At 75.1% G+C, this 23497-nt stretch carries 17 protein-coding genes and 2 pseudogenes; 10 read left to right on the top strand and 9 right to left on the bottom strand.

What is annotated here, in order from left to right; all coding sequences use genetic code 11:
* Positions 1-30: 30 nt before the first annotated feature.
* From AB0H53_RS09635 to AB0H53_RS09645, 3 genes are all read right to left on the bottom strand, one after another.
* Positions 31-1569: an AbfB domain-containing protein gene (locus AB0H53_RS09635; protein ID WP_362109321.1), complete on the bottom strand. Its 1539-nt coding sequence runs from the start codon at positions 1567-1569 to the stop codon at positions 31-33.
* Between the two features lie 512 nt (positions 1570-2081).
* The gene (locus AB0H53_RS09640; protein WP_362109323.1) at positions 2082-3461 is read right to left on the bottom strand and encodes a citrate:proton symporter; all 1380 of its coding nucleotides are present in this window, start codon (positions 3459-3461) and stop codon (positions 2082-2084) included.
* A 130-nt stretch (positions 3462-3591) separates the two neighbouring features.
* Complete coding sequence (locus tag AB0H53_RS09645) at positions 3592-5793, bottom strand: molybdopterin oxidoreductase family protein (protein WP_362109325.1); 2202 nt, start codon at positions 5791-5793, stop codon at positions 3592-3594.
* Positions 5794-6175: 382 nt separating this feature from the next.
* Between AB0H53_RS09645 and hmgA the strand changes: the two genes are divergently transcribed.
* The 4 genes from hmgA (at position 6176) to AB0H53_RS09665 (ending at position 10834) form a co-directional block, all read left to right on the top strand.
* On the top strand, positions 6176-7501 hold the full coding sequence (hmgA, locus tag AB0H53_RS09650) for a homogentisate 1,2-dioxygenase (RefSeq protein WP_362109327.1): 1326 nt from the start codon (positions 6176-6178) through the stop codon (positions 7499-7501).
* Positions 7502-7513: 12 nt separating this feature from the next.
* The gene (locus AB0H53_RS09655; RefSeq protein WP_362109329.1) at positions 7514-8263 is read left to right on the top strand and encodes a GntR family transcriptional regulator; all 750 of its coding nucleotides are present in this window, start codon (positions 7514-7516) and stop codon (positions 8261-8263) included.
* Between the two features lie 14 nt (positions 8264-8277).
* Entirely contained in the window at positions 8278-9468 is a 1191-nt protein-coding gene (locus AB0H53_RS09660) for a type ISP restriction/modification enzyme (protein WP_362109331.1), read from the top strand.
* Between the two features lie 163 nt (positions 9469-9631).
* Positions 9632-10834, top strand: coding sequence for a CaiB/BaiF CoA-transferase family protein (locus AB0H53_RS09665; protein ID WP_362109333.1), 1203 nt, complete (start codon positions 9632-9634; stop codon positions 10832-10834).
* Positions 10835-11116: 282 nt separating this feature from the next.
* Here AB0H53_RS09665 and AB0H53_RS09670 read toward each other — a convergent pair whose 3' ends face one another.
* Both AB0H53_RS09670 and AB0H53_RS09675 read right to left on the bottom strand, forming a co-directional pair.
* On the bottom strand, positions 11117-11380 hold the full coding sequence (locus AB0H53_RS09670; RefSeq protein ID WP_362109335.1) for a hypothetical protein: 264 nt from the start codon (positions 11378-11380) through the stop codon (positions 11117-11119).
* 816 nt (positions 11381-12196) lie between these two features.
* Positions 12197-13006: an SGNH/GDSL hydrolase family protein gene (locus tag AB0H53_RS09675; RefSeq protein ID WP_362109337.1), complete on the bottom strand. Its 810-nt coding sequence runs from the start codon at positions 13004-13006 to the stop codon at positions 12197-12199.
* A gap of 716 nt (positions 13007-13722) precedes the next feature.
* On the opposite strand from AB0H53_RS09675, the gene AB0H53_RS09680 reads away from it, so the two are divergent.
* Positions 13723-14820, top strand: coding sequence for a DUF5925 domain-containing protein (locus AB0H53_RS09680; RefSeq protein ID WP_362109339.1), 1098 nt, complete (start codon positions 13723-13725; stop codon positions 14818-14820).
* 172 nt (positions 14821-14992) lie between these two features.
* Here AB0H53_RS09680 and AB0H53_RS09685 read toward each other — a convergent pair whose 3' ends face one another.
* Positions 14993-15367 (bottom strand): GntR family transcriptional regulator, encoded by a 375-nt coding sequence (locus AB0H53_RS09685; protein ID WP_362109341.1) that lies wholly within the window; start codon positions 15365-15367, stop codon positions 14993-14995.
* Positions 15368-15437: 70 nt separating this feature from the next.
* Between AB0H53_RS09685 and AB0H53_RS09690 the strand changes: the two genes are divergently transcribed.
* The 3 genes and pseudogenes from AB0H53_RS09690 to AB0H53_RS09700 form a co-directional block, all read left to right on the top strand.
* Positions 15438-15863 carry a hypothetical protein gene (locus tag AB0H53_RS09690; protein WP_362109343.1) on the top strand — a complete coding sequence of 142 codons (426 nt, stop codon included), beginning with the start codon at positions 15438-15440 and terminating at the stop codon, positions 15861-15863.
* The gene (locus tag AB0H53_RS09695; protein ID WP_362109345.1) at positions 15844-16344 is read left to right on the top strand and encodes a DUF402 domain-containing protein; all 501 of its coding nucleotides are present in this window, start codon (positions 15844-15846) and stop codon (positions 16342-16344) included. The genes AB0H53_RS09690 and AB0H53_RS09695 overlap by 20 nt, the downstream gene beginning before the upstream one ends.
* Positions 16345-16466: 122 nt before the next feature.
* A pseudogene (locus AB0H53_RS09700) lies at positions 16467-16639 on the top strand (two-component system response regulator); the annotation flags it as partial.
* Here the strand turns inward: AB0H53_RS09700 and AB0H53_RS09705 are convergent.
* Positions 16621-17013: an alpha-amylase gene (locus AB0H53_RS09705; protein ID WP_362109347.1), complete on the bottom strand. Its 393-nt coding sequence runs from the start codon at positions 17011-17013 to the stop codon at positions 16621-16623. The pseudogene AB0H53_RS09700 and the gene AB0H53_RS09705 sit on opposite strands and share 19 nt — an antisense overlap.
* Before the next feature lie 434 nt (positions 17014-17447).
* Here AB0H53_RS09705 and AB0H53_RS09710 point away from each other — a divergent pair.
* Positions 17448-17582, top strand: a pseudogene (locus AB0H53_RS09710) (LAETG motif-containing sortase-dependent surface protein); the annotation flags it as partial.
* A gap of 280 nt (positions 17583-17862) precedes the next feature.
* Here AB0H53_RS09710 and AB0H53_RS09715 read toward each other — a convergent pair.
* Positions 17863-18837 (bottom strand): hypothetical protein, encoded by a 975-nt coding sequence (locus AB0H53_RS09715; RefSeq protein WP_362109349.1) that lies wholly within the window; start codon positions 18835-18837, stop codon positions 17863-17865.
* Positions 18834-22280 (bottom strand): DNA polymerase III subunit alpha, encoded by a 3447-nt coding sequence (locus AB0H53_RS09720; RefSeq protein WP_362109351.1) that lies wholly within the window; start codon positions 22278-22280, stop codon positions 18834-18836. Before AB0H53_RS09720 ends, AB0H53_RS09715 begins: the two co-directional genes overlap by 4 nt.
* A gap of 155 nt (positions 22281-22435) precedes the next feature.
* Between AB0H53_RS09720 and AB0H53_RS09725 the strand changes: the two genes are divergently transcribed.
* Positions 22436-23461, top strand: coding sequence for a DUF3533 domain-containing protein (locus AB0H53_RS09725; protein WP_362109353.1), 1026 nt, complete (start codon positions 22436-22438; stop codon positions 23459-23461).
* Positions 23462-23497 lie beyond the last annotated feature (36 nt).

The raw sequence follows: 23497 nt of genomic DNA on the forward strand, positions 1-23497 counted from the left end.
TCTGTTCAGGGGTGAGCTCGGCGGGGGCGGTCAGGGCGCCAGGGGGAAGGAGACCTTCCAGGTGGCGTCCTGGGCGAAGTCCTTGGCGGCGTCGAAGCGGTTCTTGCCGCTCTTGTCGGCCGCGTAGAGGTCGCCCGTGTACTGCCGCAGCCAGCGCCCCGGCAGGCTCAGCGACTCGAAGGACACCCCGGAACCGGCGAGCCCCTTGCGGGCGCACCAGCTCGCGCTCTTCCGGAACTTGGTACTGCCGTCGTCGGCGGCCGCCCGTACCCGGAACTCCTTCTCCATCAGGTAGTGGCCCCGCTTGCGGACCGACTCGAAGGAGTAGCAGCCGGGCTGGCCGGCGAGGGCGGGGGTGACGACCCAGGTGGCGTCGGCACGGTCGGCCGGCTTGCCCTTGGGGCTGACCGGGGTCACGAAGCCCTCTCCGCCGTCCACGCTCGACTGGCGGATGTACCAGCCCGCCAGCTTGGAGTTGACGGGCTGGAGGGACTGCCGCTTCGCCTGGTACTGGCTCTCCTCCTTGAGGAACAGGGCCACGTCCGCGTCGGTGCCGGCCAGGGCCTTCTTCGCCGCGGCGACCAGCTGTGGATTGACGCCGGTCTTCTCGGCGGCGGCCTGGCTCTTCAGCGCGAGCCTGCGGTTGGCGTCGGCGATCTTCTTGCGGCGGGCCTCGTCGTCGAGCTTGTAGGCCTGCTCGGCCCCGGTGTGGATGAACTGCTTCCAGTCCGCCGGGGCCGGGCTGAGCACCGCTCGCTGCGCCGCGGCGTGGAGCTCGGTGCCCTGGGCGTCGGCGGTGGTCATGCGCAGCAGCTCGCGGATGAAGTTGTCGTCGCTCAGGCCGAGCATGGCCTCGGAGGGCGTGACGCGGAACAGCGCCGCGGCGTTCGTGCGGGCGGCGAGCTCCCTGCGGCGCTCGGCCTCCTCGCGGTTGCTCTCCTCCAGCTCCTTGAGCTCGTTGGCCACGTCGCGCCGGTGGGCCTCACGGACGCCGTTGGTGATGAACTCCTGCCAGGCGGCGGAGTCACCGGCCAGCGCGCTCGCGGCGGCGGCCCGGACCTCGGGTCCGGCGGCGGTGTGCTTCATGACCGCGCGGATGAAGTTGTCGTCGCTGAGCGCGAGCAGGTCCGGGCTGTTCGGGATGCCCACCGCGATCAGTGCCTGGGACTTGGCCAGCCGGCCGGCCCGGTCGGCGTCGGCCCGGTCCTTCTCCCGCTGCTTGTCGATCGCGTACGCCTCGTGGACGCCCGTGGTGACGAAGCGCGCGTGGTCCTCGGCGGCGCTGCTGACCATGGCGTCCTCGGCGGCCGTGCGTACCGCGTCCAGGGCCTCGCCGGCGTCCCTGGCCTTCTGCCACAGCGCGTGGATGAAGTCATGGTCGCTGAGCAGCAGCACCTCGGGGCTCGGGTCGAGACGGACGACGGCCGCCGCGTCGACCCGCTGGGCGTCGGTGGTGGCGATACCGGACGCCAGGGCGACCGCGTCGGACGGCGCGGCGACGGCGACGACCGGGGCCGCGACCGCGGTGACGGCGGCCAGCGCGGTGGCGGTGACGATTCCACGCGTCAAGGCCCTCCGCAGATGTGCGGAGGTTGTGTGACTGGTGTGCATTCTGTTTTCAGTTCCCCCTCTAGCGTCCCCACACGAAAGACACGATGTGTGCGGGGTGGTCGAGGCGAAGTCTCAAAGATCACTGAATAAGAGTCAAATCGGAAGCGCACGTTCCGTCCGGATCGGGCGTTTCGCGCGTCCGCCCTGGTCAGCCGGCCGGTGCGCCCTCCGCCCCGCGCGTGTCCGGCACCGGCCGGGCCAGGTCGGGGTGCCCGCGCCGCCCGGGCCGGCGCCGGACCGGCGGGTCCGGCCGCCGCGGCCGGGACGCCCGGCGCGCCTCCCCGGGAGCGGCCCGGAGCCCTCCGGCCGAGGCCGGTCAGGTGAACCGCGCACCGGCCGGGCGAGGCGCCGGTGGCGAAGGGCCGGAGCCGCCGTCCGGTCGGGGCCGGACCGTACGGCGGGCGACGATCGGCTGGGCGCCGAGCACGAGGCGGAGGTGGCGACCGGGTACAGCGGTCACGACCGGCGTGTCAGACGATGCCGAGGAGTACGCCGGTGCCCAGCACGACCAGCGAGGTGAGCGCCGCCCACTTCACCGTGAACCGGGTGTGGTCGCCGAACTCCACCTTGGCCATGCCGACCAGGACGTACACGGCCGGCACCAGCGGGCTGGACATGTGCAGGGCCTGGCCGGCGAGCGAGGCGCGGGCGATCTCCAGCGGCGGGACGCCGTGCGCGGCGCCGGCCTCGGCGAGGACCGGCAGGACGCCGAAGTAGAAGCCGTCGTTGGACATGAAGTAGGTGAGCGGCAGGCTCAGCAGGCCGGTGACGAGCGCCATGTGCGGGCCCATCGCCTCGGGGATGGCGTCCACCAGCCAGTCGGCCATGTGCGCGACCATGCCGGTGCCGGTGAGGACACCGGTGAAGACGGCGGCGGCGAAGACCATGCCGGTGACGTTGAGGACGTTGTCGGCGTGGGCGGCGATCCGGGCCTTCTGGTCGGCCACGCGGGGGAAGTTGACCGTGAGGGCGAGGGCGGCCCCGATCAGGAAGAGCACCGGGATGGGCAGCACCTCCATGATCATGGCGGTGAGCAGGGCCAGCGTCAGGGCGGCGTTGAACCAGTACAGCCGGGGCCGGAGGGTGGGGCGGTCGGGGTCCAGGACCTGGAAGCCCTGGTCGCCGCCGGGCGCCGTGGCGCCGTGGCCGGCGGCCGCGGGGCGCTCCTCGCCACCGCCGCCCGCCGCGACCAGGACGGTCTCGCTCCGCGGTTCCTGGGCCTCGTCCAGGGTGAGGTGGCCGACGCGCCCGCGCTCCCGGCGCCCGAGCACGTACGCCAGGGCGAGGACGAAGACGAGGCCGGCGCCGAGCGCCGGGATCATCGGGACGAAGATGTCGCCGGCGTCGAGCTTGAGCGCGGTGGCCGCGCGGGCGGTGGGGCCGCCCCACGGCAGGGTGTTCATCACGCCGTTGGCGGTGGCGGCGACACCGGTCAGCACCACCGTGCTCATCTTCAGGCGCTTGTAGAGCGGGTACATCGCCGAGACGGTGATCATGAAGGTGGTCGAGCCGTCGCCGTCCAGCGAGACGATCGCGGCGAGCACCGCCGTACCGACGACCACCCGCAGCGGGTCGGCCTTGCAGAAGCGCAGGATGGCCCGGACGACCGGGTCGAAGAGGCCGACGTCGATCATCACGCCGAAGTAGACGATGGCGAACATCAGCATCGCGGCGGTGGGCGCGAGGTTGCCGACGCCTTCGAGGACGTAGTCGCCCAGTCGTGCGCCCTGTCCGACGAGGACGCAGAAGAGCGCGGGGATCAGTACGAGCGCCGCGATGGGCGACATCTTCTTCATCATGATCAGGACCAGGAAGGTCGCGATCATGGCGAAGCCGAGGACTGTCAGCATGGAGGACACCTAACGTTCACCCTTGAACTCCACCGGGGCGGCGGTCCGGATGACGTTAGGTGTCCCGTTCGGCGGTCAGCAAGGTGTCAGCGCGTGAGCAATACGAGCAAAAGCCCTGCTCAGGAAGGGGTCAGGCGGACGGTGCCAGCTCGACGGGGAAGCCGTTGAGCACGGCGTTGCCGGACAGCGGGTCGAGCCGGGTTCCGTCGAGGAGCTGGTTGACGTTGACTCCGGGGCCGGTGACGGCCACGGCCGTGCGGGTGCCGGGGCGGTCGTGTCCCCAGCCGTGCGGGAGGCTCACCACTCCCCTGCGTACCGTGTCGGTGACCTCCACCGGGGCCTCCAGCTCACCGCCCTCGCCCCGGACACGGGCGAGGGCGCCGTCCGCCAGTCCCAGGCGGGCCGCGTCGTCGGGGTGGATGTGGAGGGTGCAGGTGTTGCTGCCGCCCCGCAGCGCGGTGATGTTGTGCAACCAGCTGTTGTTGGAGCGCAGATGGCGGCGGCCGACCAGGACGAGGCGGTCACCGGGCCGCTCGTCGAGGGCGCGGCGCAGCCGGGGCAGGTCGCCCGCGATGGGGGCGGGCAGGAGCTCGACGCGGCCGCTGCGGGTCTTCAGCAGGCCCGGGAGGCGGGACGTGAGCGGGCCGAGGTCGATGCCGTGCGGCCGGGCCCGCAGCTCGTCCAGGGTGAGTCCGTAGGGGCCCAGCCGCAGCATCAGGTCCAGGCGCCGTTCGGCCCCGGTGCGGCCGGTGAGGCCCGCCGCGTACTCCTGGGGGTCTCGGCCGTGTACGGGCGAGTGCGGCTCGGTGACGGCCTTGGCGAGGGTCCGTTCGATGACCATGGCGTCGACCGCGTCCGGCGCGGCACCGTCCATCCCCTGCCCCACGGCGAGGATCAGCCGGGCGTGGATCTCGCACTCGTCCATCCGTCCCGCCTCCAGGGGGACGGCGGGGGGACTGAAGCGGACCTGGTTGTGCACCGCCAGGCCGTTGAGCGCGAAGTCGAAGTGGGCGCTCTGGGCGGGCGGCGGCGGGGGCAGGACCACATCGGCGTGCCGGGAGGTCTCGTTGACGTACGGGTCGACGCAGACCATGAAGTCCAGGGAGGCCAGGGCGCGGTCGAGGCGGTCGCCGTCGGGTGCGGAGAGCACGGGGTTGGCGGCGATGGAGACCAGCGCGCGCACCCGGCCCTCGCCCGGGGTGTCGATCTCCTCCGCCAGCGCGGCCATGGGCAGTTCGCCCTTGACCTCGGGGTGGCCGGAGACGCGGCTGGTCCAGCGGCCGAGGGCGAAGCCCTTGCCGGGGCCCGCCGGGCGGGGCGCGGGGGCGGTGGCGGAGAGCGGGAACAGGGCGCCGCCGGGGCGGTCGAGGTTGCCGGTGAGGACGTTGAGGACGTCGACCAGCCAGTTGGTGAGGGTGCCGTACGCGACGGCGCTGCCGCCGATCCGCCCGTACACGGCGGCGGTGGGCGCCGCCGCGAGCTCGCGGGCCATGGCCCGGATGGTGCCGGCGTCCACGTCGCAGGCGGCGGCGACGGCCTCGGGGGTGAACCCGGCGAGCGCCGTCCCGACCTCCTCGACGCCCTCGACCTGGCCGGCCAGTGCCCCGAGGTCGGTGAGGTCCTCGGCGAAGAGCACCTGCGCCAGGGCGGCGAGCAGGAGCGCGTCGGTGCCCGGGCGGACGGCCACGTGCCGGTCGGCCAGGCGAGCGGTTCGGGTGCGGCGCGGGTCGACGACGGTGAGGGTGCCGCCGCGCCCGCGCAGCGCCTTGAGCCGGCCGGGGAAGTCCGGGGCGGTGCACAGGCTGCCGTTGGACTCCAGCGGGTTGGCACCGATCATCAGCAGGTGGGCGGTGCGGTCCAGGTCGGGCACGGGTATGGCGAACGGGTCGCCGAAGAGCAGCCCGCTGGAGACGTGCTTGGGCATCTGGTCGAGGGTGGAGGCGGTGAACAGGTTGCGGGTGCGCAGCGCGCCGAGCAGGACGGGCGGGTAGAGGGCGCCGGCCATGGTGTGCACGTTGGGGTTGCCGAGGACGACCCCGACGGCGTTCGGCCCGTGCTCGGCGACGAGCGGCGGCAGGCGGCGGGCCACGAGGGCGAACGCCTCCTCCCAGGTGGCCTCCTGGAGGACGCCGTCCTTGCGGACGAGCGGCGTCCGCAGCCGGTCCGGGTCGGCGTCGACCTCGCCGAAGGAGGCTCCTTTGGGGCAGATGAACCCCCGGCTGAAGACGTCGTCCCGGTCGCCGCGGGCGCCGGTGACCCGGGTGCCGTCCACGGTGAGGGTCAGCCCGCAGGTGGCTTCGCAGAGCGGGCAGATGCGCGGGGCGGTGGGCATGGTGGCCTCCCGGGGGCGGCGGCGGTGGCGGCTCGGGCAGGCCGAGCATACCGACCGGTACGCACGCTGGCGAGGCTCCGGCGCGGACGGGGCCGACGCCCGAGGTGCCGACCCCGGGGTTCGACGCCCGAGGAACCGGCCCGGGGGCCGAGGAGCCTGCCGCCCGCCCGCGCCCCCCGGCCGGCCGCACCGGGCGGCGGCGGGCCCGGGCGGGAGGGTGCCCGGCCATCCCGCCTGGCGCCATACGGCGGGCGCCCGGAGCGGCCCGCCGGGCCCGGAACCCCTCGGGTGGCGCGTCCGTCGAAGCCGTGCCCCCGTTGACGGGGCGGGCGCGGAATCCTACGGTCTTGCATAGGATTCCTTTGAGCGGCAGGAGCGGGCGATGACCAGAGGCAGCACCACCGAAGAGGCGAGGAAGACGGCGGAGGCACTGGCGTACTCCACCGGTTTCGGCAACGAGCACAGCTCCGAGGCGGTGCCCGGCGCGCTCCCGCTCGGCCGGAACTCACCCCAGCGCGCCCCGCTCGGCCTGTACGCCGAGCAGCTCAGCGGCAGCGCGTTCACCGAGCCGCGCGCGCACAACCGGCGCTCGTGGCTCTACCGGATCCGCCCGTCCGCCGCGCATCCGCGCTTCACCCGCACCGGCAACGGCGGCGTCCGTACCGCGCCGTTCACCGAGACCGTGCCCGACCCCAACCGGCTGCGCTGGAACCCGCTGCCGGACCCGGCGCCGGGCACGGACTGGCTGGCCGGCCTGTGGACCCTGGGCGGCAACGGTGACGTCACCCAGCGCACCGGCATGGCCGTGCACCTCTACCACGCCAACGCCGCCATGGAGCGGGTCTTCAGCGACGCCGACGGCGAGCTGCTGATCGTCCCCGAGCACGGCGGGCTGCTGCTCCGCACCGAGCTGGGCCTGCTCGCCGCCCGCCCCGGCGAGGTGGCGCTGATCCCGCGCGGGGTGCGCTTCCGGGTGGAGCTGCTCGACGGGACGGCACGCGGTTACGTGTGCGAGAACTACGGCCAGCCGTTCCAGCTTCCCGACCTCGGTCCGATCGGCGCCAACGGCCTCGCCAACGCGCGGGACTTCCGGGCGCCCCTGGCCGCCTACGAGGACGCCGAGGGTCCGGTGGAGGTGGTCAACAAGTACTGCGGGAACCTGTGGACCGCCACCTACGGCCACTCCCCGCTGGATGTCCTGGCCTGGCACGGCAACTACGTGCCGTACGTCTACGACCTGCGGACCTTCAACGTGATGGGGACCATCAGCTACGACCACCCCGACCCGTCGATCTTCACCGTCCTCACCTCGCCGTCCGACACGCCCGGCCTCGCGGGCGTCGACTTCGTCGTCTTCGCACCGCGCTGGCTGGTCGGCGAGGACACCTTCCGCCCGCCCTACTTCCACCGCAATGTGATGAGCGAGTACATGGGCCTGATCGAGGGCGCGTACGACGCCAAGGCGGAGGGTTTCGTGCCGGGCGGCGGTTCGCTGCACAACATGATGTCCGCGCACGGCCCCGACCGGGAGACCTTCGACCGGGCGAGCGCCGCCGAGCTGAAACCACAGAAGATCGACGACGGGCTCGCCTTCATGTTCGAGACGCGCTGGCCCGTGACGCTCACCCCCCAGGCGGCCGGCGCCGACCAGCTCCAGCGGGGCTACGACGACGTGTGGCAGGGTCTTGAGCGCCACTTCCGGCCCTAGTACGGAGACACGGTGACCGCCTTCGCCCCCGACTCCCTGGTGCTGAACCGCAAGCTCCCGCTGTGGTACCAGGTCTCGCAGTCCCTGCGCGCCTCGATACTGGGCCGCGCGCCGGACGCCTCACTGCGCCTGCCCACCGAGGAGCAGCTCGCCGCGCACTACGGCGTCAGTGTGCTGACCATGCGCCAGGCGCTGAAGGAGCTGGAGGCGGAGGGCCTGATCAGCCGGCACCGGCGGCGCGGCACGTTCATCGAGCCGGGCGCGCGGCGCGGCGCCCCGCGCCGGCTGCTGGGTTCGATCGACGCGATCGTGGCCCAGCAGTCGGGCGAGCGGACGACGATCCTCGGCCACGGTCCGGCGAAGGTGCCCGGTGACCTCGCCGAGCACTTCCCGGACGTGGCCGAGGTCGTCACGTACCGGCGGCTGCGCTGCGACGGCGGGACCGGTGAACCGACGAACTGGGCGGAGAACGCCGTCCGCCCGGAGGTCGCGGCCGGCATCGACCTGGCCGACCTGGAGCGCTGGCCCATGACGAAGGTGCTGCGGGACGGGGTCGGGGTGCGGATCAGCCGGGTCACCGACACCGTCGAGGCCCGGCTCGCCGACCCGGAGACGGCGGAGCTGCTCGGGGTGCCGCTGCTATCGCCGATCCTGCACTACACCGGGGTGACGTACGACGAGGAGGGCCGGGTGGTGGACGTGGCGCGCATCCGCTACCGGGGTGACCGGTTCTCCTTCTCGGTGACGGTGGAGGCGGACTGAGCGCACCGCCTAGCATGCACGGCGTGACGGATGACGTGCCGCTGCTCGACGACCTCATGCCGTGGTCCGTGGCACCGCTGCGGCTCGGGCGGTCGTGGGTCGCCGCCCCCGACGTACGGTCGCTGCGGGCCCGCTGGGCGGTGCTGGCGGCGGCCGAGGGCGACGAGCGGGAGGCGCTGTTCGGGCCCACCCGGGCGCGTACCGCGCACAGTTCGGTGGCCGCGCTGCCCGGGCAGCGCACCGCGACGGTCCGTCTGGCACGCGAGGCGGGGCCGTGCCCGGAGCCGGTCCGCCTGGCGCGCGGGCCGTTCGACGAACAGTGGCTGCTGCCGGACCACCGGCTGCTGGACGCCGCCCGGCCGGAGCTGTGGCGGGTGGCGGACGACCGGCAGCTCTTCGCGGTCGAGCAGGGGTACGTGCCACGGGCGGCGGGCCCCGCCCTGCTGGTGACGGCCGTGCTCCCGGAGGGCCGCTCCCCGGACGGCCGCTCCGGCCGCGTCCGGCCGCTCCACCGGCGTCCCGGCGGCCGGGACCCGAACGTCGCCCCCGGCCTGCTGGAACTGCTGGCCGACCGGTACGGCTCCGAGGTCACCGCCGGGGACCTGCTGGCATGGGCGCTGGCCGCCGGCCGCCCCTCCCCCGCCGGGTGCCGGGTACCGCTGCCGGCCGGCCCGGAGGTCTGGGCGTCCGGTGTCGCGCTGGGCCACCGCATGACCGCCGTCCAGTCACGCGGTGCCCGGGGCGGCGAGCGGCCCCGGCTGCCCGGTGGCCGCCGCCCCTATGTGCGTGCCGCCGTCCCGGCCCGCCCCGGGGCGCTCAGCTATGACGCGCCGGACGAGTCCCTGTACCTGGGCGAAGGGCGGATCGCCCCCGTCCCCGCCGGCGCCTGGGACTACCGGGTGGGCGGCGCACGGGTGCTGGAGCTCTGGTTCGAGCGCCGTACCGCCGCCGCCGGGCCGGGCACCCTGGACGCCGTCCGCCCGGCCGCCTGGCTCCAGGAGTGGACATCCGAGCTGCTGGAGCTGATCACGGTCCTGGCCCTCATGGCCGGCCTCGACGCCTCGCGTCCCCGGGTGACGGACGGCATCACGCGCGGCGAACTGCGCGCCGCCGGAGTGCTGCCGGTGCCCACCGCCGCGCGCCGGCCGGCCTCCGTGCTCGACCACCACGAGGAGGGCCCCGAGGGGCAGTTCGCCCTGCTGTGATCGTCCGGCGGGTCACCGGGCCCGTCGCGGCGCCCCCGCCGGAGCCGTGTCCGCGCCGAGCGGCCCCGGCGGCCGGCGCCGAGCCCGCCGGCCGGCCCCGTCCGGTGGGACGCGGCGCCGCGGGGGTGACAAGGGTGGTGCGTACACGGTAGGTACGGCTGTCATGAGCACTCAGCCCCTGCCCCTCGCGGGCATCACGGTCGTCTCGGTCGAGCAGGCCGTGTCCGCGCCCTTCGCCACCCGGCAGCTCGCCGACCTCGGCGCCCGTGTCATCAAGATCGAACGCCCGGACGGCGGGGACTTCGCACGCGGCTACGACACCGCGGCGGCCGGTCTGGCCTCCCACTTCGTGTGGTGCAACCGGGGCAAGGAGTCGGTGGCCGTCGATCTGAAGGACCCTCGGGGCATCGCGGTCGTCCGGCGGCTCGTCGCCGGGGCGGACGTGTTCGTACAGAACCTGGCGCAGGGCGCGGCCGCCCGGCTGGGCCTGGACGCGGCCACCCTGTGCGCGCAGCGGCCGCGGCTGGTGGCGGTGGACATCTCCGGATACGGCGCGGGCGGCCCGTACGCGCACAAGCGGGCCTACGACATGCTCGTGCAGTGCGAGGCCGGGCTGGTGTCGGTGACGGGCACACCGGAGCAGCCGGTCAAGGCGGGTGTCCCGGCGGCCGACATCGCCGCCGCGATGTACGCCTTCTCCGGGGTGCTGGCGGCGCTGTTGCGGCGGGCCACCACCGGGCGGGGCGGGCCGGTGGAGATCTCCATGCTGGAGTCGCTCGCCGAGTGGATGGGGCACCCGCTGCACCACGGTATGCACGGCGGGCGAGCCCCGGCGCGCACGGGGGTCGCGCACGCCGTCATCGCGCCGTACAACGCCTACCCGACGTCCGACGGAGGCCAGGTGCTGCTGTCGGTGCAGAACGACCGGGAGTGGCGCCGCCTGGCCGAGCGGGTGCTCGGCCGTCCCGAACTGGCTGACGACCCGGCGTTCGCCACGAACACGGCGCGGGTGGCGCACCGGGAGGCGACCGACGCGGTGGTGGCCGGAGTACTGGCCACGCTCGGCGCGGCGGAGGCGGTCGGGCGGCTGGAGGAGGCGGGTGTCGCCTGCGCCCGCCTCAACACGGTGGCGGATCTGGCCGCGCACCCGCAACTGGCGGCCCGCGACCGCTGGCGGGAGGTGGACACCCCGGTGGGTCCGCTGCGGGCGATGCTGCCGCCCATCACCCTGCCGGGTGCCCCGGAAGCGCGGATGGGTCCGGTACCGGCACTGGGCGAGCACACGGACGCGGTGCTCCGGGAGCTGGGCCTGTCACCGGAGGAGCGGGCGGAACTGCGCCGGGAAGGTGTCACAGCGGCGCCCTGACACCGGCGACCCGGACTCCGGCGTTCCGGTCCGGCGCGCCGCAGTGGTCAGGGGCGGGCGGTGAGGGCCGCCGCGGAGCGCGTGGGCGCCGGGGCCGGTGCGGTGGGCCCGGATGCGGGTGCGGGGCGGGAGGGCCGGGGGACGATCCGCCACGGGGTCACCGGGCGTCCCGGCGCGCCGGGACTCCGGCGGCCGGGGCCGGCCGGGCGGCGGGCCGTGAGCGGGGCGGGTGCGCGTGACACGGCACGCCGGCCCGCCGTGCCCGGCGGCGTCTCCGCCCGCTCAGCCGTGGTTGCCGAAGAGCGAGCGGCGCAGCCGGCGCAGCGGCGCGAAGAGCGAGACCCGCGCGCTCCTGCTGCTGCGGGTGTGCGCCACATCACGCGTCGTCAGCTCGCGCATCAGCAGCGTGGCCTCGGCCGCCTCGCGCTGCGGGACGGCGGGACCGCCCAGCACCGCGAGATGGCGGTCGAGACGCGAGCTGGTCGCACCGCTTCCGCATGTGATCGCAGGCACACGTGGCCTGCTGCGCACCGTTATCTGTTCCATGTCACTCCCCACCCGTACGAGGGCACCCGGCCCGGGCCACGTTAACCCTATCGTCCCCGGATCACGCGCGTGTATCCCGGTGACCGGATTCACCACACCGGTACGAGGGTTGACGGTCACTCCGTGAATATGGCTGATTCCGGCCTGAGTTGGCCAGGATACGTGCCATGACCGGTGCGCCGGGCGGCGAGGGGCCGATGGCGGGTCGGTAGTGCCCGCCGGCCCATCCGGCGCGGGAGGTACGGGAGTTGTTCGGCGGGGCCCGCGACGAGGCGCCGGGGCGTGGGGTCGCGGTCGAGGAGGTGCGTGCCCGGCGTCCCCGACGCGGTGGACGAGGGCCCGCCGTACGCGCGCCTGGAGCGCCGGGCGTGGGCCGTGGCGCGGGTCACGCACGGCAAGGTGGTGGTCACCGTCCACGACGCGCCACCGAGGAGGGCCCCGCCCTGGCCCGTGACGGAGCCGGCGCGCGGGCCGGCGCCGCCGAGACGCCGGACGCGCCGGGCCGGTGCCACCGCACCGGGCGGCGCCGGACCGGCGTGGAGATGCTCACCGCGCCCCGGGCCGCCACGCGGCCCGGGAGGCGCCGAACAGGCCGGGTCGAGCGCGGAGTGCACCACCGGCGAGGCCGTCCGGCCGCCGGAACGAGCGGGAGGTCCACCCCCCGCGGCGGTGGCCGGCGCGGAGGCCGGAACGCACCACGACCGGGTCCGGCTGGAGATCCGGAGCCCGGTCGAGGCGCGTTCGAACTGAGTGGCCTGCCTCCTCACGTGCGAGGACACGCCCCGAGGGACGGGCCGTCGGCACCGAGCGGCGCGGTTACACCGCCGTCCTGAAGACGGGCAGGTAGCCACCGGACTGCCCGGCGGCGGTGGGGTGGTAGGACTCACCGATGTCGAGCCATTTGACGCTGTGCAGCCAGGGCGTGCTGGAGCAGATCTCATGGCCGGTGAAGGCCGGGGTGACGTCGGCGAAGGTGAAGCCGTGGTCGACGGCGCGCTTGGCGGTCGCCGCGTTCAGGTGGTCCGCCGCGTCGTTGATCGCCCGGCGCTCGTTCTCGGTCATTCCGGAGACGCAGGCGCCGTTGAGCTTGTAGAAGCGGGGGTAGCCGAGGACGACGACATGCGCGGACGGCGCCCGGTCGCGGACCGCCGAGTACACGGAGTCGAGGCGGCCGGGCAGGATCGTGTCGACGTACCCCTTCGCCTGGTTGATGCGGGCGAGGCACTTGGCCTCCGATTCGAGGACACAGGTGGTCATGACGTCGGCGAACCCGGCGTCGTTGCCTCCCACGGTGAGGGAGACGAGGTCGGTGGCGGCGGAGAGGGGGCCGAGCTGGCCGGCCGTCACATCGTCGGTCCGGGCGCCTGAGCAGGCGGTGAAGGCGAACGATGAGGGGGAGTTCGCGGCGGCCCACAGGGCGGGGTAGGCGCGGGGGGTGCGTTTGCAGGATCCGCTCGCGCTGTCGTAGCCGCCGGCGCCCACTCCGGAGGAGTACGAGTCGCCGAGGGCCACGTAGTCGAGGGCTGCGGCCGTGGGGTCGGCCTGCGCCGCCCCTGCCCCGGTGAGGGCGAGGACGGCGCTGAGGAGGAGTGAGCTGGTGAACGCCGCGGCTCGGGACAGTTTCATGGAACCTCCCTTTAGCAGGCTTTCTGCTGAGCATGTGTTAGCAGCCCGCAGTGTTCATGACAAGGGCAGCGGCGGAGCGGCTCCGCGCGGGTCCGCACGGGGCACCCGCCGCACGGACGGGAGAACCGGCACCTCATGGGTCAATTCCCCTGCTGAACGGACCGGTTGGGCGGAACCGGACCCAGGTGCGCCGGCGGGGGCCGCCGCGCCGGGCCGGGCCAAGTCGGCGACGACCGGCACCGAGCGGATTCGACACGCCGACGTTCCCCCGTCCGGCGTCTTGTTCCTATTCGTCATACCGGCATGCCCTGTCGGGCCCTGGCCCGCGTTCGGCCAACGGCCAGGAATTCAACTCGCCCACTCCGTCGTTCCGTACGGAAATCCTTTCCGTACGGCCGGAGGGAGCAGCCGCCTTTCGCACCGGACACCACAGGACCACCCCCTGAGCGGCGGTCCACCGGACACGGGGGCAGTCACCCGTGAACTCGTTCTCGCGCCCGGCCGCCGGCGACCCGCCGGGAGCGCCGCGTCCGCCGGTCCCCCCGCCCGTTCCGGACCCGCACCGGGGACCGGGGGCGCGGGGACCGTACGCCCTGCGGCGGGTGACCGTGCGGTCCGGTGGCGCGCGGGGCCCGCTCGGCCGCCCGCGCCCCGCCGGTTCCGGTACGTGGCCGAACACCGTGCGGGGAGCGGCGGTGTGCCGGATCATGGGGCGCATGTCTGCCAACCCTCAGGACGCCCTGCCGATCAGGCTCAACGTCGATGACAGCGATTCACCGTCCGACGTCGTCGACGCGCTGTTCCTGGGGCGCTTCGCGACGGGTGAGCAGCCGTTCTCGCACAGCCGCTCCATCGAACGCGTCAAACCCGGCGCGACCCTTCTCCCGCCGGGTGCGACGGTCCTGCGGGCCGCCCACGACGAGGACCGCAGCGCCACGCTCGCCCAGGGGGACGGCTGGACGCTGCTGGTCTCCCGCTGGAGCCGGGGCGCCGACGTCACCGTCACCGCGGTCGGCCCCGAACTGGCCGAGCGGGTTCTCCAGCAGGCGACGGACGGCGCCACGGACGAACCGGAGCCACAGCCGGAGAACGTGACCATGGGCTTCTGGTACGTGTCGCCGCGCCGCGGCCCGCACCGCACCGCACGGCAGATCGCCGCCGGGGCCTGGGAGGAGGTGCGGGCCAACTACACCGCCCCGGTGGCCGGCGCCATGGACCGGCTGATGAAGACCACCCCGGACGACATCGCTGGGCGGCTGCTGCTCCTGCACGGCCCGCCCGGCACCGGCAAGACCTCGGCGCTGCGCACCCTGGCCCGGTCCTGGCGCGACTGGTGCCAGGTGGACTGCGTGCTGGACCCGGAACGGCTGTTCAACGACGTCGGGTACCTGATGGACATCGCCATCGGCGAGGACGAGGGCACCGCGAGGAGCCGCTGGCGTCTGCTGCTCCTGGAGGACTGCGACGAGCTGATCCGCGGCGAGGCCCGGCATACGGCGGGCCAGGCACTGTCCCGGCTGCTGAACCTGACGGACGGACTGCTCGGCCAGGGCCGCAACGTCCTGGTCGGGGTCACCACCAACGAGGACCTGGAGCGGCTGCACCCCGCGGTGGTCCGGCCGGGCCGCTGCCTGGCCCGTATCGAGGTCTCCCCGCTGACCAGGAACGAGGCGGTGAGCTGGCTCGGCCGGGAGGAGGGGGTGGGCCGCGACGGCGCCACCCTGGCGGAGCTGTACGCGCTGCGCCGCGGCACCGCGCCCGCGTCGGTCCCCGGCCAGCCGAAGGACGGCCCGGACGCGGGGCTGTACCTGTAGAGCCGGGCCCGGCAGGGCGCCCGGACCGGGAGTCCGCGCCCCGGGCGCCGTACCGGCCGCGCGAGCCGGCACCGGACCCGGGCACATCCCGGCCCGCACCGCCCGCACCGCCCGCACCGCCCGCACCGGGCCGCCCTGCCCGCCCTGCCCGCACCGGCGAGGTCGGCCCGCCTCAGGCGCCGTACGTGGCGCGCAGCGCGTCGGTCACCGCGGCCTGGGCCTCGGCATGTGTCAGGCCCAGGCGCCGGACCTCGGTCGCGTACGCGGCGGCGGCCGCGGCGGCCTGGCGCTCCGCGGCGTCCCCGGCGGCCGCAACGAACGTGCCCGCCCGGCCACGGGTCTCGATCACGCCGTCGCCCTCCAGCGCCCGGTACGCCTTGGCGACCGTGTTGGCGGCCAGGCCCAGTTCCTGCGCGAGCCCGCGCACGGTGGGCAGTTTGCGGCCCACCGGCAGCCGGCCGGACCGGGCCTGGGCGGAGATCTGTGCCCGTACCTGCTCGTACGGGGCGGTCGCGGAGTCCGCGTCGATGGAGATCTGCAAGGTCACGGGCCGATTCTCCCCCACCCGGGAAAATCGGGAGGCGCCACGGCGGCGGGCACGCGTACCGTGCCGCGACATGAGTGTGATCGTGCGCGCCGCGCCCGCTGTACCGGCCGGCGCGGAAACCACCCCGGACGGGCCGGGCGGCACCGGCCCCGGCCCCGGCGATCGCGCGGACTTGCCGCACCGCACCTGGAACCATCCGCCGCTCGACCGCGGGCCGGCCACGGTCGTCACGGTGGACGGTGAGGTGGCGGCCTTCGCCGCCGCCCTCACGGACGGCGCGAGCCGTTGTCCGTCGGGTGTGACCGGGCCGCCGCGCGCCCACCGCGGCCGGGGCCCGGCGGAGTTCGCCGAGGCCGGTCCGCCGCCGCGGGCCCGGGCGGACGGCCGCACGGAGGCGTACACCGGCGACGCCGGGGCCGGTGGGCCGGTGGTCGGCGAGTGGTCGGGGTACGAGACGCGCGAGACGGAGGTACGGCATGTCCGCACGCTGGATTGACGTGGTGCTCGTCAAGGCGGGGCGTACGAAGAAGCGCTACCCCGCCGAGGTGGTCGCCGACGACGGCACCCGGCTGACCGTCCGCGCCCCGTGGGCGGCCGGCGAGGTGCGGGACTTCGGCTTCGTGCGCTTCGAGCCGGGCGATGTCCTCACGGAGCACTACTGGCGGGACCGCTGGTACGCGGTGAAGGAGGTCCGGAGCGGGAACGGCGACCTCAAGGGCTGGTACTGCGACATCACCCGGCCCGCCGTGGTCGACGGCGGCGCCGGTGAGGTGGTCGTGGAGGACCTGGACCTGGACCTGTGGGTGCCGGCGGACGGGAGGGGTGTCCGGCGGCTGGACGAGGACGAGTTCGAGGCGAGCGGCCTGGCGGCCCGTGACCCGGAGGCGGCCGCGGCGGCCCGCGGGGCGCTGGACACCCTGGAGGCGCTTGCCCGTTCGGGCCGCCTGCCGGGTGTTCAGCGGACCGGCTCGCGGTAGTGGACGCGGTCGTGGGCGCGCTCCTCGCACCGCTCGACGACCTCGTAGCCGTGCCGCTCGCGCATCGCCCGGTTCGCCCACACCGGGGCGTTGGCCAGGAGCCGGACCTCGGGCGGGCCGAGCCGGCGGGCCTGTCGGACGCGGAGTGCGCCGAGGCGGCCCGCCCGTCCCGGGTGGGCGCCCGGGACGGACGAGCCGCCGCCCGGAGCACTGCGCGGAGACCGGCCGCGCCGAAGTGGCCCTCCGCCGCGGCGGCACGGGCCGCCCGGAGCGCCGTTACCGCGCGGTGGGGTGAGCCTGCCGGGCGGCGGGCTCGACGGTGGCGGTGGCGGTGGCGACGCAGAGGCGGAGGCCCTGGACCTCGTCGCCCTGCGTGCCGTAGCCGGGGAAGGTCACCGTCTGTCCGGGGGCGACGGCGCGGCAGGGCACCTCGGCGCCGTCACGGTACCGGACGGTGACCTCGTGGGCGTCGCCGCAGCCGTTGGTGACCAGGGTGTAGCGCCAGCTCACCGAGTAACCGACGCAGTCCGGTGCCGAGGCCTCGGCGCGCGCGGGGGTGTGCGCGCCGGCGGCGGGCGCGGCGAGACCGGCCACGGCGGCGGCCAGCACCCCGGAGACGACAAGGTGGACGATCGGACGTACTCGACCGGTGCGTACTCGACCAGACATGTCGTTGACTTCCTTCGAGACTCGAACGGATTCGCGCCGATCCTAGGGGCGAGCGTTCAGGAGATGAAACGATCCGCGCCAAGGTGCGCGCTTTGGGGCGCTTTTCCGTGCCGCTGACCGGGCGAGCCCCGAACCCGGCCGCGGCACCCCCGCGCACCTGGTCACGGCCGCCCCCGGCCGGAGGGGACACCGTGCGGCGCCCTTCCGCTCCGGGGTACGACGGCCGGGGCGCGTCCGGCCGCGACGCGCAGCCGCGCAGGCCGGGCCGGGTGCCGGGCGCTCCCGGCGGGGCGGGCCGAGCCTGGCCGAAAAACGTCCCGCCCCTGGCGGGTGCGCACCCCGGCCGGTACCGGGCACCGGCCGGCACCGGGCCCGGCCGTGTGGCGATGTCCCAGTCCCCGTCGCCCGTCGTGACGGCCGCCGCCGGCGCCGGTCTCGCCGAGACCGGGGGTTCGGGGACCACGCCGTACCTGGCCCTCGGCGGCGCCTCGGTGCTGGCCGTCGGTGCCGCGGTGCTGTTCGGCGCCGGCCGCCGCAAGGCCGCTCAGGCCGGGCGCCACGGCGGCTGACCCGCCGGCTCCCCGTCGCCGGGGAAGTGTCCGCGCGGTGTGCCGGGCGGGCGGCACCGCGCGGCCACGGCACCAGGGGGCCCGTCCACGGTGGACGGGCCCCCGGTGCGTGCCGGTCAGCCCACCCCCGACGCGCGGGTCGTTGGGGGTGGCCGTGGCCGGGTCGAGGGCTTCGGTGACCTCGTGGTGGGCGATCCGGTCGAGGATCGCGATCGCCACGTGCTCCGGCGGTGGGTGGGAAGGCGCGCGCCGGTAGGGACCGGCCGGGCGCCGGCTCCCCCTACGCCGCGAGTGATCCCGGCACGATCGCCCCGGGCCCGAACCTCGCCCGCGCCCGGTCCGCCACCGCCTCCAGCCGCCGCGCCTTCTCGTCCGCCGGGTCGAGGGCGAGCTGTCGCGCGGCCCGCTCGGCGGGCAGCAGCCCCTCGGCGCGCAGTCCGATGCCCCGCACCCTGGCCCGCTGCAGCCCGAGCGCCTCGTGCAGGGCGTACGCGGTGGCGGTGAGCGCGGCCGAGTGCGCGGTCGGTTCGCGCAGGGTGCGGGACCTGGTGGTGGCCGACCGGTCGGCGTAGCGCACGGTGAGCGCCAGCGAGCGGCACACCTGGCCCTCGTCCCGCATCCGCGCGCCCAGCTCCTCGGTGAGCGAGAGCAGGGCGCGCCGGTGCCGGTCCTGGTCCAGCTCGTCGCGGGGGAAGGCCCGTTCGGCGGCGACCGACCGTGAGGCGGCGTTGGGGACGACCACCGTACGGTCGACGCCCCGTGCCCGCTCCCACAGCTCACGTCCGGCCCGGGCGCCCACGATCCGCTGGAGCACCCCCAGCGGGGCGGCGGCCAGGCGGCCGACCGAGTCGAGACCGTACGAGCAGAGGGTGCGGGCGGTGGCCGGGCCGACCCCGTCCAGCGCGGCGACCGGCTGGTCGCGCAGGAAGCCCTCGGGCTCGGTGACGACCAGGGTGGTGCCCGGTACGGCGGCCCGCGCCGCCATCCGGGCCAGCATCGGGTTGGGTCCGGCGCCGATGGCGCAGTCCACGCCGTACAGGGCGAGGGCGCGGACCCGGATCACGGCGGCCAGTTCGGCGGGGCCGCGCCCGAAGTACCGCAGGGCGCCGCCCACATCGGCGAGCGCGGCGTCGGGCGGGGAGGCCTCGACGACCGGTGTGAACTCCCCGAGCATCCCGATCAGCGGGGGCAGCAGCGTCTCGACCCCGCCCGCTCCGGCAGCCGGTTCGAGCCGGAACCGTATCTGGAGGATCATCCCGCGCTCCCTTGACTCCGGTGCCACAACTTCCTGGTTCCCGCCGTCCCTTCGCCCGCCGGGCGCAGGTCCGCCCAGGGATTCATCTCGTATCCGGTGGGCATCACGATCCGCCGTCCGCCGTCCCCCTCGCGCCCGCCGGCCGGCGCCGGTTCGGCCAGCCGGGCCGCCACCGCGTCCAGGCCGCCCTCGCGCCGCAGCTCCACCAGTTCGGCGAGGTTCCACGCGGCCGAGCCGACCACGCTGAAGCTGCGCGGCCCGCGCCGCTGCACCACTCCGCGCACCAGCAGCAGCCAGGAGTGGAACACGGTGTGCGCGTACGCCTCGTGGCTGTCGTCGAAGAAGGCGAGGTCGACCAGGCCGGTGCCGTCGTCCAGGGTGGTGAAGACGACCCGCCGGCCGGAGCGGATCGGCGGGGTCTGGGTGGCCACCTTGGAGCCCGCGACCAGCACGGTCTGCCCGTGCCGGGCGGCGCGCAGCCGTTGGGCGGTGACGACGCCGAGCTCCGCCAGGAAGGCGTGGTGGTCGCTCATCAGGTTCCGGGAGGCGTCCATGGACAGCACGCCCAGCTCGGCGCTGAGGCGTTCGGTGTCGGTGAGGTCCGGCAGCCCGAGCGGGGCCGCCTTCCTGCCGCCCGCCAGCGGGAGCTGGTCCCCGTACGAGGCGGAGCCCCGCCGGCCCCGGTGGAGTTCGGCGAGGTGCAGCAGCAGGTCGCGGCGGTTAGCGCCGAACGCGTCGAGCGCGCCGACCTGGGCCAGCCGTTCGGCGACGGGCCGGCTGGGCCGGGCCCGCTCCCAGAAGTCCAGCAGTGAGGCGTACGGCCGGCCGGCCTCGATCCGGGCGGCCTCCTCCTCACTGATGCCGTGGACGTCCGAGAGGGCCAGCCGGAGCCCCCACTTCCCCAGTGAACCGGACACCAGTTCGATACGGTGGGCGACCGCCGACCGGTTCACGTCCAGCGGCAGCACCGGCACCCCGCGCCGCCGCGCGTCCGCCAGCAGCAGCCGCTTGGGGTACATCCCGGGGTCGTGGGTGAGCAGCCCGGCGTAGAAGGCGGCCGGGTGGTGCGCCTTCAGCCACGCCGACTGGTACGTCGGCACGGCGAAGGCCACCGCGTGCGCCTTGCAGAAGCCGTAGCTGCCGAAGGCCTCGACGATCTCCCAGGTGCGGGCGATCACTCCGGCCTCGTACCCCCGCGCCTCCGCCCGCCGGGCGAACCAGACCTTGATCCGCCCCCGCGACTCGGGATCGGACAGCCCGCGCCGCACCGCGTCGGCCTCGTCCCGGCCGCAGCCGGTCATGATGTCGAGGATCTTGATGATCTGCTCGTGGAAGACCACCACTCCGTACGTCTCCCGCAGCGCCTCCTCCAGATCGGGGTGCGGGTAGCGGACCGGGGCGCGCCCGTGCCGGGCCTCGATGAACGGCCGCACCATGTCGGCGGCCACCGGCCCCGGCCGGAAGAGCGAGATGTCCACGACCAGGTCGTGGAAGGTGGACGGCTGGAGCCGGCCGACCAGGTCGCGCTGGCCCGGCGACTCGATCTGGAAGCAGCCGAGGGTCTCGGCGGAGCGGATGAGCCGGTAGGTGTCGGGGTCACCGGGCCGGACCTGGGCCGGGTCGTCGAGGTCCACCACCTCGCCGCTCGCCCGCTCGATCTCGGCGACCGCGTGCGCCATCGCCGACTGCATCCGCACGCCGAGCACATCGAGCTTGAGCAGCCCCAGCTCCTCCACGTCGTCCTTGTCGAACTGGGACATCGGGAAGCCCTCGCCGCTGGTGGGCACCACCGGCGTACGGGAGAGCAGCGAGGCGTCCGAGAGCAGCACCCCGCACGGGTGCATGGCGACACCGCGCGGCAGCGCGTCCAGCGCCTCCACCAGTTCCCACAGCCGCCCGTACCTCTCCTTCTCGCCCGCCAGGGACCGCAGCTCGGGCAGTTCCTCCAGCGCGACCCGGGCGTCCCGGGCGCGGATGTGCGGGAAGGACTTGGCGATCCGGTCGATCTCGGCGGGGTCCATGGACAGCGCGGCGCCCACGTCCCGTACCGCGTGGCGCACCCGGTAGGTCTCGGGCATGGCGACGGCCGCGACCCGCTCGGGGCCGAAGCGGCCGAGGATCGCGCGGTAGACCTCCAGGCGGCGCGCGGACTCCACGTCGATGTCGATGTCGGGCAGCGCGGGCCGCCGCACCGACAGGAAGCGCTCCATCAGCAGGCCCTGTTCCACCGGGTCGGCGTGCGCGATGCCCAGGAGGTGGTTGATCAGGGAGCCCGCGCCCGAGCCGCGGGCGGCGACCCGGATGCCCATGCCGCGCACGTCGTCGACGACCTGGGCGACGGTGAGGAAGTACGAGGCGAAGCCGAGCCGTTCCACGGTGCGCAGCTCGTCCTCCAGCCGCTCCCAGTACGCCCGGTCGCGGTCACGGCCGCGCAGCACCATCCCGGCCGCGCAGCGCGAGCGCAGCACCCGGTCGGCGGTGCGCCGGCCGGCGCCCACCAACTGCGGCTCGGGGAAGTGCACGGTGCCGATGCCCAGGTCGTCCTCCGGGTCCACGGCGCAGCCGGCCGCCGCCTCCTCGGTCATGGCGAGCAGCCGGTGCGCGGTGTCGCGGCGCAGCCCCGCGGCCTCCGCCACCCGCTCGGCCGTCCGGGCCATGGCGGCCGGGTCCTTGAGCCAGCGCTCGCCACTGTCCAGGCCCTTGGCGGGGTCGACGGGGATCAGGCGCCGGGCCGCGTCCAGGACGTCGGCGACCGGCCCCTGGCCCGGGTCCGCGTACCGCACGGCGTTGCTCAGCACGGCCCGCACGCCCTGCTCGGCGGCGAGCCCCAGGGTGCGGGCGGCCTGCCGCAGCGAGCCGGGGCCGGTGCCGGTGCGGCCGTGGTGGACGACCTCCAGGCGCAGGGCGTCGCCGTACGCCTCGCGCCAGGGCGCGAGCAGCCGGGCGGCGCGGTCGGGGCGGCCGGCGGCCAGCGCGCGGCCCACCTCGGAGTCGGGGCCGAGCAGGACGGTCACGTCGTCGCCGTGGTTGTCCTGCCAGGGCAGCAGGGGGCCGGCGCCGCTCCCCGCGGCGTGCGCCACCGTGACCAGCCGGCACAGGCTTGCCCAGCCCCGCCGGGAGCGGGCCAGGAACAGCGCGCGGGGCGCGGACTCGTCGATGAAGGCACCGCCGCGCACGGGGGTGCGGCGGCGCTCGGTACGGGTGGTGCCGCCCTCCTCCCGGAGCCGTTCACCGATCGCGAGGTCCACCCCGAACAGCGGGCGGACGCCCTCCTCGGCGCAGGCCTTGGCGAACCGGACCGCTCCCGCGAGGGTGTCGCGGTCGGTCAGGGCGACGGCGTCCATGCCCCGCTCGGCCGCGCGTGCGGCCAGCCGCTCCGGGTGCGAGGCCCCGTACCGCGGGGAGAAGCCCGAAACGGTGCGCAGATGCGTGAACCCTGGCACCCGCACCTCCTGGATCGATCCGAACTCACCTCCCCCTCTCTTCCACCATAGACCAAGTTTCGAACGCCTGTACGACAACGGTGCGGCGCGGGTACCCGTCCACCATTCGGCCTGCCCCACCTGCGCGAACGCGGGGCAGCCAGGACCGTGGGGGCATGAAGTTCGCCGACGAGCTGAGGAACGCCGTCACCCCCCGGGCCGCGCTGCTGGTCATCGGCGTCCTCGCCCTCCAGCTGCTGTTCATCGCGTCCTACGTGGGCGCCCTGCACAGCCCCCGGCCCAAGGACGTGCCCTTCGGCGTGGTCGCGCCCGGCCCGGAGGCCCAGCGGACCGCCGACCGGCTGGCCCGACTGCCCGGCGGTCCGCTCGACCCGCGCCCGCTCGCCGACGAGGCCGAGGCCCGGGCCCGGATCATGGAGCGGGAGATCGACGGCGCCCTGGTGGTGGACCCGCGCGGCACCACGGACACCCTGCTCGTCGCCTCCGGCGGCGGGACGGTGCTCTCCAACGCGCTGCACACGATCACCAGCAGGATCGAGGCGCCGCAGCGCCGCACGGTACGGACCGTGGACGTGGCCCCGGCCTCCCCGCAGGACTTCGACGGCCTGTCCGCCTTCTACCTGGTGGTGGGGTGGTGCGTGGGCGGTTACCTGCTGGCCTCGATCCTGGCGATCAGCGCCGGCTCCCGGCCCGCCAACCCCCAGCGCGCGGTCATCCGGCTGGCCGTCCTGGCACTCTCCGCGGTCGTCGGGGGCCTCGGTGGCGCGATCATCGTCGGCCCGGTCCTGGGCGCCCTGCCGGGCGGTGTGGCCGCCCTGTGGGGCCTGGGCGCGCTGGTCGTCCTCTCGGTCGGCGCGACCACGCTCGCGCTCCAGGCGCTCACCGGTGTGGTCGGGATCGGCCTGGCGGTCCTGCTGGTGGTGATCGCGGGCAACCCCAGCGCGGGTGGCGCCTTCCCCAGCCCGATGCTGCCCGACTTCTGGCGGGCGATCGGCCCGGCGCTGCCGCCGGGCGCGGGCACCTGGGCGGCGCGCTCGATCGCCTACTTCGAGGGCAACGCGATCTCCGGGCCGATGCAGGTCCTCGCCGTCTGGGCGATCATCGGCACGGCGATCACGGTGGTCATGTCCTCGGCGCGCCGGCCGGACGACGAAAAGGCGGTGGGCGGGGACCCGGCGTGACACACACCGCGGGGTCCCCGCCCACCGCCACCGCTC

The sequence above is a fragment of the Streptomyces sp. NPDC050856 genome, assembly GCF_040653855.1.
In the GTDB taxonomy this organism is placed as follows: domain Bacteria; phylum Actinomycetota; class Actinomycetes; order Streptomycetales; family Streptomycetaceae; genus Streptomyces.